Origin of the sequence: Okeania sp. SIO2B3, from assembly GCF_010672525.1 — a bacterium.
GTDB lineage: Bacteria > Cyanobacteriota > Cyanobacteriia > Cyanobacteriales > Microcoleaceae > Okeania.
In genome coordinates, this window is sequence record NZ_JAAHGH010000001.1 from 60,709 (window position 1) to 73,643 (window position 12,935).

Consider the following 12,935-nt stretch of genomic DNA (forward strand, 5'->3'; position numbering starts at 1 on the left):
TTTTCCTTATTTTGTTTTTGTTTCTGTGCAATAAAAAACGCCTCAGTTAGTTGGTTTTCTTGTAACAAATCTAATTCTGATTATCAAGAATAATTTCTGTTTCTAGTTTTTCCAATATTGAAAATAACGGACTAGAGACAGATTTATCGGGATATTTAGTAGCTTGATACTTATCTTTTAGTTCTGCAAATTTAGCCTCAGCCTCTCTTTGTTTTTGTTGTTTTTCTTTCTCCTGCTTCAAATAAATTTTTAGAGTTTCCAATAAACCATGATTCGATAACCAATTATATTCTTGCTTACTTAATGTCTCTGCTGAGTCAATTTTTTTCAGAATATCAAACAATTTATCCGGGAAAAAATCTTGATATTTAGTAGCATGGTATTTAATTTTTAACTCTGCAAATTCTTTGATTTGATTAGCGATCGCTAAAGTTTCCTGAAGATTACAATCTTTCAGTAATTTAATTTCTGAATTAGTTAATTTATTTTTAGTATCAAGCTTAAGAAGTAGTTTATGCAAAAAACTATATTCCACATTTTTAGGTACTTGATATTTTGCTTTGAGAGCTAATAACTCATCTTCTAATCTTTTAACCTCATTTTCCTCATTTTCCTTATTTTGTTTTTGTTTCTGTGCAATAAAAAACGCCTCAGTTAGTTGGTTTTCTTGTAACAAATCTAATTCTGATTATCAAGAATAATTTCTGTTTCTAGTTTTTCCAATATTGAAAATAACGGACTAGAGACAGATTTATCGGGATATTTAGTAGCTTGATACTTATCTTTTAGTTCTGCAAATTTAGCCTCAGCCTCTCTTTGTTTTTGTTGTTTTTCTTTCTCCTGCTTCAAATAAATTTTTAGAGCTTCCAATAAAACACTATTATTCGATAACCAATTAGACTCTTCTGCACTTAATGTCTCTGATGAGTCAATTTTTTTCAGAATACAAAACAATTTATCCGGGAAAAAATCTTGATATTTAGTAGCATGGTATTTAATTTTTAACTCTGTAAATTCTTTGATTTGATTAGCGATCGCTACAGTTTCCCTAAGATGATAATCTTCAAGTAATTTAATTTCTGAATTAGTTAACTCATTTTCACTATCAAGTTTAAAAAGCAGCGGATGCAAAAAATAAAATCCAAAATTTATGGGTACTTTGTATTTTTTTTTGAGAACCAAAAACTCATTTTTTAATGCTTGATGAAACTCAGTTTTATTATATTGTTTTAAGGTAAATCCTGACTTAATTAGTTTGATAGTTTTAAAAAGTTGATTTGCTTCTAAATATTGAAATTCTACATCTGTAATTGAAATGCCAAAATCAACTCTTCTAAGTATGAGATATAGAAAGCTTAAAGGAGATGAATTTTTATATTTACTTGCGCGATACTTAGACTTGAGAAGAGAAAAATGTTGCACCCGAATTTCATGTTCGTTTTCACCCATAGAATATTGTTATTTTAACTAATTAAAACAGATAATTAAACAGTAAAATGCTATAATATTAAAGAGTGAAATTATTCTAAAAAACCTGAGTTGCAGGCCGTTCGCCCCTACGTTTATTGATAAATATTCAACCGGATATGATATAATTAGTGTCGATCCAAAATTGCTTTAAAACTAATCAATTTCTAATTTTCTAATAATCTCAGCCTCCGCAATAGCTTCCCCATTTAGAAAAGCAACCAAATAATCATTATTATTGAGAGGCCCAACATTAGGTGGAGTCCCAGTTAAAATAATATCTCCTGAACGTAGCGGTATATGCTGACTAATGAAACAGAGCAGGTCTTGAATTGAAAATAACATTTGTTTGGTAGACCCTTTTTGACGAACTTCACCATTGATTTCAAGTCTGATTTCAAGTTCCTCTAATTCTGTGACACGATCCACCTTCCTAAACTTTGACAATGGACAAGCATTGACAAAACTTTTGGCTAGATCCCAAGGATACTTTTTAGCCCTCAACTCATTTTGCTGATCGCGAAGAGTCAAATCTAAAGCAATACCAACACTACTAATTGCCTGTAAAACCCGATCTAGATCCCCCTGATATAAATCAGTGCCAAGCTGGATAGCAATCTCTGTTTCATAATCGCATCGTCCTAAATTAAGAGGTAAAAATATCTTTCCTTCAAATGGTACAAAACAGGCAGGGGATTTTGTAAAAATTATCGGTTCTTTGGGAACTGGGTTCTTTAGCTCTTTTGCATGGTCAGCATAATTACGACCTACACAATAAATTGAACCAATTGTTTTAGCTATAGAAAAAGAGTTCATTGTTGAAAGTTAGGACGTACTATCCAATTATATCATAATATAGCACGAATATAAACTCTAGTCTAAAATGCTTATTATATTTCAATTTTAACCTTCATCTTTAGACCTCTCCAGAAAAGAGGGAGTAGGGAGTAGGGAGTAGGGGGAAATAATTGATTATTTATGCGTATGGGATTGATTTTATTTTTGACGATCAGAGATATCTTTTAAATATATCTATTCTTGCAAACACAGTTTTGAGTGCCAGAAAAATGAACTTGTAGGTTATATTGAGGTACTGAACTTTGGTTTGTCGCGATCGCATAATTAAACAAACAGAGTACATTTTGCCTTCAATTTCACTCAAAGGCAGTATATGAATTTTCGGGAAATTACTAAACCTTTTCACAAAGGCAGAAACACCAACCCAACTCACTAGAGGCGATCGCTTCCTGGGTTTTTTTAAAGGCAGCACTCATATCTGGATATTCTTCCCCAGCAAGTTCAGACACTAATTCATAGCTTTTTTCCAAATGTGCGCTCATATCCTTTTGCTGCAACACTCTAAATCCTAACTGAGTAAGTTTTTCTGCATATTCTTCAAGGCTAAATGTCGGGTTAAATAGGAGACGGTCGTAAACATACTTGCGGGTAGTCTCGCTGACTTCTTCTACTGGCGTGATCAAGTCATCAAACAAGAAAATACCCCCAGAACCAAGAACACGGTGAGCCTCCGCCAGAGCTGTATTCAGTTCAGGAATGTGGTAAAGAGCACCTTGACTCCAGGCGTGGGTAAAGGAGCCATCCTCAAAAGGTAAATTAGTTGCTGATTCCTTTTGGAAGGTAACGCGCAGAGACGGGAAATTACTAGCCTTTGACCGAGCATTGTCTATATAACTACTACTAATATCGATTCCGACGACCTCACATCCTGTCTGTTGAGCTAGCCAGATAGCAGCATTACCATTTCCACAGGCAATCTCCAACACTTTCGACTCCGCAGTAATACCACTTTGTTCGAGCATATACTTATCCCAGCGATCGCAGGATGGAGCAAAGTCCTCGGGTCGAGCATCAGCTAAATTCTCAAAATAGCCCCAGTGGAGACTACCATCTGGATGCCAGAAACTGCGAAAACGTTGGTCTCGTTCGCGATCATCGAACAAAGCCTCGGTATCAGCTTCTGTAAATGCACTTTCTTTCATTATTTTCTCTACCAATTAATTTGATCTGATTTACTCTAAAAAGTATATAATACTTTAGGTTCCAATCCTCATTTAGTAAAAGTTAAGTATCGTTAACTTAAGTCAAGTAAATGGGATATGGGAACTTAAAACCTACAAGGCCATTTGCTTGAAGTCCATGGTATAATCTCTTAAACAGAAGAAATATTTAAAATATGAGCATTTTCACTAGACTGGAGTCCGAAGTCCGAAGCTATTGTAGATTATTTCCCACAGTCTTTACTAAGGCAGTGGGAGATCGATTAACAGATGAGAATGGCCGCACTTACATAGACTTCTTGTCCGGTGCCGGTGCCCTAAACTACGGACATAATAACCCCAAGCTAAAAAAGCGTCTTCTAGAATACATAGACTCAGATGCCATTACCCACAGCCTTGATATGTTTACCTCTGCCAAGCAACAATTCCTTGAACGTTTTGAAGAAGTAATTTTAAAGCCACGAGGACTTGACTATAAGGTAATGTTTACCGGTCCGACAGGAACCAATTCTGCGGAAGCAGCTTTGAAACTGGCTCGTAAAGCGACTGGTCGAAAAACAGTTATCTGTTTTACCAGAGGTTACCACGGTCATACTTTAGGAGCGCTTGCTGTTACACCTAATCCAGTCTATCAAAAAGCTGCCGGAATTCCCCTCAGTAACGTCTTAACGGTTCCGTTCGAGGATAAAAATAGCACCCAAGACAACAGTCTGGATAAATTAGAAAAACTGCTGGATGAGTTGAGTCTAAATCAGGAAAAACCCGCAGCCGTGATTCTAGAAACCGTTCAATCTGAGGGGGGAATTAATGTTGCCAGCATTCCTTGGCTGCAACGCCTAGCTCAGATGACTCAAGAACGAGAAATTTTATTAATTGTTGATGATATCAAAGTGGGATGTGGTCGAACAGGACCTTTCTTTAGCTTTGAGCGGGCAGGAATTAAACCCGATCATACTCTAGGTTCAGAAACAGGAAAGATTAGACCTTGTATTATTGTCACGAATAATACTTATAACGAGCGTGTACCTGTTATTCAAGTTGTCCCTATTACAAACTGGAGTCAAAAAAAGGCAAGGATTAAAACTAATGTAGTAATTGAACCATCTTCAGTTAACTGTTTAAGTAAAAAATCAATAGCAGATTGTTTACAAACTAGACCCATTGATTATTGTTCTCGCTTAGTAAGTATTAGGGGTGAACTAGAAACAGAATTAGTCCTAAAAATTGATCAAGCTTTAAAAATTGTCTTTGCTCTATAGAGTATTATTGTTTTAGCTTTCCACGATCCAAAAACTCGTAAGTTATTTGGTATAAAGCTTTGTTGGGTTTCACTTCGTTCTACCCAACCTACATTTCTACTTCTTTGGGTGAAAAGTCAACTTTTAATCAGAAATTAAAAGCCTCCATCCCCGCGTCTCCGTGTCTCCGCATCCCCGTGTCTATGGAAGTCTCCGCGTCTCCGCGTCCCCGTGTCCCCGTGTCCCCGTGTCTATGGAGGTCTCCGCGTCTCCGTGTCTCCGCGTCCCCGTGTCTATCGAGAATGAAACTGGGGTAGGGGGGATACCTTCTGCCTTTCCTGATAATATGCAATATATTAACTGATATATTCATAAGCAACTATGCAAACTACTGAATTTCTCAATGAACTAAATTTATCCCAACGCCAAGCAGTACAACATTTCTGCGGACCAATGCTAGTTGTGGCAGGAGCTGGTTCTGGCAAAACTAGAGCGCTTACCTATCGCGTGGCCCATCTGATTCGCCATCATCGGGTACATCCAGAAAATATTCTGGCGGTGACATTTACAAATAAAGCTGCACGGGAAATGAAGGAGCGGATCGAGAAGCTATTTGCCGGGCAACAAGCAGAAGCAAAATATGGTAAACCATTATCAGCTTTGACACTGGAAGAACAGACAAAATTGCGATCGCAAGTCTATAAAAGTATTACGAAACATTTATGGATGGGAACTTTTCATAGTCTTTGCGCTCGTATTCTGCGTTTTGATATTAATAAATATCAGGATGAAAAAAAACGTCGTTGGGATAAAAATTTTTCTATATTTGATGAAAGTGATGCTCAAACTTTGATTAAGCAAATTGTTACTAAACAGCTAAATTTAGATGACAAAAGATTTGAACCTCGTTCGGTTAGATATGCTATTGGTAATGCTAAAAACAAGGGAATGTCGCCTCTAGAATATCAAAGGTCAGAACCAGATTATCGGGGGCGGGTAATTGCTGAAGTTTATGGTATTTATCAAGATAATTTGGCAGCTAATAATGCTCTTGATTTTGACGATTTAATCAGAATACCTGTAGAATTATTTCGACAAAATGAGCAAGTATTGGCTTATTGGCATAAACATTTTAACCATATTTTAGTAGATGAATATCAAGATACTAATCGGACTCAATATAATTTGATTAGATTTTTAGCAACTAATGGTGAAGACCCTAAATATTTTAATAAATGGGAAAATCGTTCTGTTTTTGTGGTGGGAGATGTGGACCAATCAATTTATTCTTTCCGCATGGCAGATTATACAATTTTGTTAGATTTTCAACATGATTTTGGTGATGGTTTAGCGGATGAAGATACCCGGACAATGATTAAGTTGGAGGAAAATTATCGGTCGCGGGAAAATATTCTGGAAGTGGCAAATAAATTGATTGAAAATAATACTCAACGTATTGATAAAGTTCTCAAACCAACAAGAGGTTTAGGGGAAGAAATTTATTGTTATGAGGCGGAAAGTGAGTTAGAAGAAGCGGAATTTGTTTGTAGTAAAATTCAGGAAATTACAGACCAAAATCCAGAGTTAGATTTAGGCAGTTTTGCCGTACTTTATCGGACTAATTCTCAGTCACGTGCCCTGGAAGAAGCTTTGATTCATTACGATATTAAATATGTGATAATTGGCGGTTTAAAATTTTATGACCGGAAGGAAATTAAGGATTCTTTGGCTTATTTGCGGGTCATTGCTAATCCTGCTGATACTGTTAGTTTGCTCAGGATTATTAATACTCCGAGAAGAGGTATTGGTAAGGCGACTATTGATACTTTGATAAATGCTTCTTTGGAGATGGGAATACCTTTGTGGGAAATTATTAATGATGAAACTTCTGTTAATACTTTGGCTGGTCGTTCTGCAAAAGCTGTGAATAGATTTGCTGAGATAATTAAGCATTGGCAAAATGAAGTAGAAAATCTGACGGCGGTTGAAATTGTTGAAGGAATTTTGGAGGATTCTGGTTATATTGAAGAGTTGAAAAAAAAGGGTACGGAAGAAGCAGATAATCGACTGGCAAATTTGGGGGAATTATGTAGTGCTGTTGCTCAGTTTCAAGAGGATAATGAGGATACAAGTTTAGGAGGTTTTTTGGCAAATGCTTCTCTAGCTTCTGATTTAGATAATCTACAGGATGGGCAGGAAGCTGTATCGTTAATGACTTTACATTCGGCTAAAGGTTTGGAATTTCCGGTGGTTTTTATGGTTGGTTTGGAGGAGGGTTTATTACCTCATTTTCGTAGTAAAGATGACCCTTTATCTTTGGAAGAAGAAAGGCGACTTTGTTATGTAGGAATTACGAGGGCGCAGGAACAATTATTTATTTCTTATGCCACTGAAAGGCGACAATTTTGGGGAGCGCGAGATGTAGCAGTTCCATCTCAATTTTTGGCTGAATTACCGGAAGATTTGATTAATACTAATGGGATGAAAAAGGTGATTTATCGTTCCCGCCGTCAAAGTAAAAATACTAAGAATTCTACTGTCAAAAAATCAGCAAATAATCAAGGAGAAAATTGGCAAGTAGGTGAGAAGGTGATGCACAAAAGTTTTGGAGTAGGACAGGTAACTAATGTTTTTGGTGGGGGACAAAAACTGAGTTTAGGTATCAAATTTGGTAAGAGTAAAAAAATTATTGACCCTAAGACTGCACCAATGGAAAAATTGGAATATTGAAGAAGGAGTTAGGAGTCAGGAGTCAGGAGTCAGAAGGGAAAAAGAAGGAAGAGAAGGGAAAAGGAGAAGAAAGTATTGAAGAAGGAGTTAGGAGTCAGGAGGGAAAAGGAGAAGAAAGTTTTTTGTTTGCTGGCTCACAACTGCGTTAACGCGGAGCGCGGAACGGAGTTCTATCGCTAATTAGGGTTTGCTGAAAAAGTCTTATGGGCAAGGGTAGGAGACAGGAGAAAACCCACCCCTAACCCCTCCCTGGAGGGGAAGATAGGAGACAACCCACCTCTAACCTCTCCCTGGAGGGGAAGACAGGAGAAAACCCACCCCTAACCCCTCCGAGGAGGGGAGGGGAGAAATGGGAATTATAGAGGAGATAGGAGGAAGAATAATCAAGGGATTATTCTGCGCAACTATGAGCCTAAAATGCGCTCTTTTTTGAACCATTATGACCATTAAGCTTGGACTTTTTTTAACTAAAAAATGCGCTCAACCTTTATATTTCAGTGCTTTTAGATTTAATCAGCAAATCCTAATTAAACGAACATGATATTAAACCCATAAGGGAAAAATCTAATACTGGACTAGAAACAAAAATCTATTACACAGTTTTAGCTGTGTCAGTCCACTACTTAATCTTTTGTTTACAAACAGTCTCTAACTGATAACTTAATTGACCTTATTTCCTATTCCAGAATAACAGTTATTTGTGGATATTCAACGAGACACAATTTTAAGAACTATATCAAAAGGTTTGACTTTAATATAAAAATTAAATTTATGATGAGAAGCAGATAAGTTCATGATGAGAATTTGATTAGTAGTATATAAATTGCTTCTAATTTGGCAATAATTAATAATTTATTTGAATGAAAGCTAATATACTTGACTGAGCGTTCTATTATTGCTAGGGTAGTTATATAAGCAAAAAATAACCATCAATTATCAATTTATAGAAGTTTAGATCAGATTGTCCACAACTGGAAAACACCCTGTTATGACATTCTTTAATAAACTTCTAGTGCTGAAATTTGTGTGATTTTCTTTGTAGTTTCTGGAATAATCGTTCCAAAAAAAACTGATATCGCAATGTGCGCTGGCATATTTACAAATTGTAGGAATTGTCTAATAGCTAAAAGTCTTATGTTATTCCTGACGGAATGCTACGCAAACAGATTTTTCCCCCTATTGCCTGTTGCCTGTTGCCTGTTGCCTGCGCGCAGCGCTATAAATCTCACTCGATAGGAGAAGCAAAAGTGCCGATGAAGCTCTTAGATATAGATATCCTTCCTTCTTATTTACGTCAAACGATCGCCAGGCGAGAGTTGTCAGAAGAGCAAAAACTATTCTGGCAGGGAGACTCAGCTCAAGCAGTCTTTATTGTCAAGACTGGGCGACTCAAAATAGTGCGCTACAAAAGTTGCGGAACAATAGTTAGGTTATGCACTGCTACAGCAGGAGATATTTTAGCCGAGACAACACTTTTTTCTAGCAGATATGCCAATACAGCGATCGCAGAAACAGCCTCACAAGTAATGGTTTATCCGAAAAAACATTTTTTAGCAGCTTTGCATAGCTATCCCGACCTAGCTGAAGATTTCATGGCAATTTTAGTCAGAAAAAATCAATGCCTACAACACCATCTAGAATTACGGGATATCAAGACTGCCCACGAACGAGTGCTTCAATATTTATCCCAGATAGCTAGACTTTCTAATCAGACATTTGTCAATTTAGATAGACCCCTCAAAGAAATAGCCGCTGAGTTAGGGTTGACCCCAGAAACTCTATCTCGTGCCCTCAAACGCTTAGAAAGAGATGGTTTGATTAGTCGCTCTCAACGTGCGATCGCCCTAAATAATTAGGGTCTGCTGAAAAAAATGGTTGGTGGGGGTAGGACACCGGGACACGGAGACGCGGAGACGGGTCGATTTGTGGGGTAATAGGCAACGGTTTCGGCCATTTTATGTGAAGAAATTTTCTTGAATTTCAGCAGAAAATATCAGTATTTTGAGGCAAATAAGAACTATAAACTTGGAGGTAAGCTTAATATAAAAAGCTCTATTACTGTAAGCCATCCTGACTTTTAGCTTTATGAGCGCAAGCCCTAATTATATTATGTCCGGTTGAATAGTTGGGAATAGGGGAGTCACTTCAGTTATCAGTTAGCCTCCTATGGTCGGAACTGGGGAATTCAGTAGCTTACTGTAATAGGGAGGCAAAATTATCAATCTTCTCGATCGCTATTTTCTCAGCCACCAAAAAAGGAAAGGACACGAACAGATCGAAAACTTAAAACCCAAACAACGTAATATTTTTCCTTCTTCCTCCTTCCCTCTTCCTTCTTCCCTCTTCCTTCTTCCTTCTTCCTTCTGCTAAAAAATCACAAGGAAAAAATATGATACTACAATCTAATGTAATTCCTCAATCATCAAAAATACCAGACCAACCAGAATCTAGCAAACTGTTGATATCAAGTAAACATAATAATTGGCAGGGTATTCTACTACAACGTCTATACTATTGCGCAGCAGAAAGTAAATTTTCCTTACCTGCAATACCAGAAGAACTACTGATAATTCATTTAGACTATCCTTGTCATATAGAGCGATCGCTAAAAGGAAAATACGACCGGGGGAAAATAGTATCTGGAGATATAGCTATTGTGCCCAGTGGAGAAGTTTCCCAGTGGCATATTCAAGGAAACCCAGACCTGTTATACATATATTTAGCACCTTCGCTCATGGAAAAAGTGGCGACTGAAGTAGTAGAAGTAGACCCCCAGCGAATTGAACTCGTAGACAGATTTATTCTTCGCGATCCATTTATTCGCCAGGTTGGGTTGCTGCTACTAGGGGAACTAGAATCAGGAGGAGTAGCAGGTAGGTTATATGCAGAGTCATTAGCATATTCATTAACAGTTCACTTAGTCCGCGAATATTCCACTATGACTTTAGAAGTTAATGAGTACCGAGGAGGATTATCAAAATATAGGCTTCGCCAAGCAATTGAGTATATTAATGAACATTTAGACCGAGATTTAAAACTAACTAGAATTGCTGCTGTAGTTGGTATGAGTCAATATCATTTTTCCCGGTTATTCAAGCAATCAATGGGTATTACTCCCTATCAATATGTAATTCATCAAAGAGTAGAACTAGCAAAAAAATTATTGAAACAGCAAAATATCAGCATTACAGAAATTGCTTTTCAATGTGGTTTTTCTCATCAAAGCCACTTAACTAAAATATTTCATCAACTTACAGGTACTACTCCAAAACAATACAAAAATCAGTGTTGCTGAAGGGCGTGTATGATATTAATCTTAATTACTTAGGAGTCAGGATTCAGGAGGGAAGAAAGAAGAATAAATAAGCAATAATAAAGAAGAAAGAGGAGGAAAAGGATATTTTTTTTATCACTAATTATCTGGAAATTATATGATTTTAAGTAGATTTGAACGTGAATAAATCTGTGCAAATTCAGAGATAAAAATTTAATTTTTGTATACATAAAATCACAATAATTGTTGAAAAAAATATATAAAGAATATAATCTATAGTAAGAGTGAGTATTTTCAGATATAGCGTTTCTCAAGTTAATCAAGTACAGTTGTTTTTCTACTTTTCTACTCTCTACTCCCTAAAATAAATGAATAAATTATTATATTTTAGAGTAAAGCAGTCAAATAATATATATAATAAAGAATCAAATATATGTTATCAAATCATTCAAGTTATCAAACTGAAATTGAAATGAAAAAAAATCAAAAAAACAGCAAACTATCTAGTATTCAAAAGTTAGCTCAGTCAATTAATGACCGACTAAAATCAAAATTGTCTCGTCGTGTAGTGTTATGTGTTTTTACTAGCATTATTGTCATTGAAACCATTATTTTAATCCCTTCTGTCAAGAGAAGAGAAAAAGAACTTCTATCTCAAATTAAGCAAATGTCTTCTGGGAAAGTTGCTTGGATTTTGATTACTTATCCTAATGCTTCACATACAGAACTTGTCAATCATTTATCAGAACTTATGGAACATCATCCTGCCATTTTAGGAGGTGCTGTTTATGATTCTAACAAACAAAAAGTAGGTACATTTGGTGAGTCTCCAGAATTGTCACTTTCTGAAGTAAATAATTCCAAAAAACTTTTCCTTTCCACAAGTAGTAATGTTTATCGTTATGATGACTTAATTTGGTCTGGAAAAGATATGCAAACAGACTATAGTATTATTCTTCGCCACGATGCCTCTAATGTCAGACCAGAATTACTTGCTTATATTTCTCGAATTATTGGTTTAGTTATTATCATATCTCTGTTTTTGACAATTACAGTTTGGCTATGTTTAGAACCAATTATAATTAATCCTATTCTACTCTTAAGAAGGGATTTGAATCAAGCAGGGGAAGCAATATATAAAGATCGAGAAGCACCTACATTTAGTTCAATTTCTCTCCAAAGACAAGATGAATTAGGAGAAGTAATTAATGCCTTTGAACTAATGTTTATGAAAATTTCTGAAGCAATTAGCGAGCGGAAAAAAGCCGAAGCAGCTTTACAGGAAAGTCTAGAAAAAGTTAAAGCTTATTCTCAAGCTCTTAATTATGAATTACAGCAAGGTCATCAGATGCAGAAGAATTTTCTGCCTGCTAAAATTTCACAACAAAATGGTTGGGAAATTGCTAGTTTCTTTCAACCAGCTAGACAAGTTGCTGGTGATTTTTATGATGTATTTGAACTTTCTAATCATACAGTAGGATTAGTAATTGCTGATGTTTGTGATAAAGGAGTAGGGGCAGCATTATTTATGAGTTTGTTTCGTAGCTTAATTAGAGTTTTTTCTGGTCAAAATTATTTTGAAGAAATGAATGAGAATTTAGGAGATGAAAAAGATAAGTTGTATTTAGATAGAGGTCTAGCTACTGCAGATTGCTATCATGCTCTGAAAGCTGTGTGTTTGACTAATAATTATATTGCGAAAAATCATGGTGAAGTAGGAATGTTTGCCACACTTTTCTTTGGAGTTTTAGACATCAATAATGGTAAAATTACTTATATTAATGGTGGTCATGAACCACTATTTATTATTGACGCTACAGGAAAAATCAAGGAAGAGTTAAATTCTACAGGTCCAGCAGTTGGAATGTTAGCTGATATGAAATTTAAAATTGAACAAACTCACTTAGAAGTTGGTGAAATTTTGTTAGGTTACACAGACGGAGTACCAGAAGCTCGTAATAGTAAAGGTGAATTTTTTACTAATGAAAAATTGCGGTTACTTGCGGAAAAAAAAGCAGCTTCAGCAGAAGGTTTACTCAAAGAAATATCTACCAGTGTTTTAAATCATACTGGTAGTGCCACACAGTTTGATGATATTACTTTATTGGCTGTACAACGACAGGCTTCAACAATTAATAATTAATTATTAATTATTACCTCTCTTTGAAAAGAAGAGGATTGACTCAAAGGAAATTTTTTTCTCTCTTG

General features: G+C 35.9%; 10 protein-coding genes. 6 read left to right on the plus strand and 4 right to left on the minus strand.

The window, feature by feature from the left end; genetic code table 11:
• Nucleotides 1-70: 70 nt before the first annotated feature.
• The 4 genes from F6K15_RS00220 to F6K15_RS00235 form a co-directional block, all read right to left on the minus strand.
• On the minus strand, nucleotides 71-676 hold the full coding sequence (locus F6K15_RS00220) for a hypothetical protein (RefSeq protein WP_293055568.1): 606 nt from the start codon (nucleotides 674-676) through the stop codon (nucleotides 71-73).
• A 2-nt stretch (nucleotides 677-678) separates the two neighbouring features.
• Nucleotides 679-1,449, minus strand: coding sequence for a hypothetical protein (locus F6K15_RS00225; RefSeq protein ID WP_293055571.1), 771 nt, complete (start codon nucleotides 1,447-1,449; stop codon nucleotides 679-681).
• 174 nt (nucleotides 1,450-1,623) lie between these two features.
• The gene (locus tag F6K15_RS00230; protein WP_293055573.1) at nucleotides 1,624-2,283 is read right to left on the minus strand and encodes a fumarylacetoacetate hydrolase family protein; all 660 of its coding nucleotides are present in this window, start codon (nucleotides 2,281-2,283) and stop codon (nucleotides 1,624-1,626) included.
• Nucleotides 2,284-2,657: 374 nt separating this feature from the next.
• Entirely contained in the window at nucleotides 2,658-3,467 is an 810-nt protein-coding gene (locus F6K15_RS00235) for a class I SAM-dependent methyltransferase (RefSeq protein ID WP_293055576.1), read from the minus strand.
• A gap of 194 nt (nucleotides 3,468-3,661) precedes the next feature.
• Here F6K15_RS00235 and F6K15_RS00240 point away from each other — a divergent pair, with 194 nt between their 5' ends.
• The 6 genes from F6K15_RS00240 (at nucleotide 3,662) to F6K15_RS00265 (ending at nucleotide 12,870) form a co-directional block, all read left to right on the plus strand.
• A complete protein-coding gene (locus tag F6K15_RS00240) occupies nucleotides 3,662-4,744 on the plus strand; it encodes an aminotransferase class III-fold pyridoxal phosphate-dependent enzyme (RefSeq protein WP_293055579.1) in 1,083 nt (360 codons plus the stop codon).
• Between the two features lie 360 nt (nucleotides 4,745-5,104).
• Nucleotides 5,105-7,453 (plus strand): DNA helicase PcrA, encoded by a 2,349-nt coding sequence (pcrA, locus tag F6K15_RS00245; protein ID WP_293055582.1) that lies wholly within the window; start codon nucleotides 5,105-5,107, stop codon nucleotides 7,451-7,453.
• Entirely contained in the window at nucleotides 7,450-7,602 is a 153-nt protein-coding gene (locus F6K15_RS00250; RefSeq protein ID WP_293055585.1) for a hypothetical protein, read from the plus strand. The genes pcrA and F6K15_RS00250 overlap by 4 nt, the downstream gene beginning before the upstream one ends.
• Nucleotides 7,603-8,604: 1,002 nt before the next feature.
• Nucleotides 8,605-9,309, plus strand: a complete 705-nt coding sequence (locus F6K15_RS00255; RefSeq protein WP_293055588.1) for a Crp/Fnr family transcriptional regulator — start codon at nucleotides 8,605-8,607, stop codon at nucleotides 9,307-9,309.
• A 533-nt stretch (nucleotides 9,310-9,842) separates the two neighbouring features.
• Nucleotides 9,843-10,748, plus strand: coding sequence for an AraC family transcriptional regulator (locus tag F6K15_RS00260; RefSeq protein ID WP_293055591.1), 906 nt, complete (start codon nucleotides 9,843-9,845; stop codon nucleotides 10,746-10,748).
• Between the two features lie 412 nt (nucleotides 10,749-11,160).
• Nucleotides 11,161-12,870, plus strand: a complete 1,710-nt coding sequence (locus F6K15_RS00265) for a PP2C family protein-serine/threonine phosphatase (RefSeq protein WP_293055594.1) — start codon at nucleotides 11,161-11,163, stop codon at nucleotides 12,868-12,870.
• The last annotated feature ends 65 nt before the right edge of the window (nucleotides 12,871-12,935 follow it).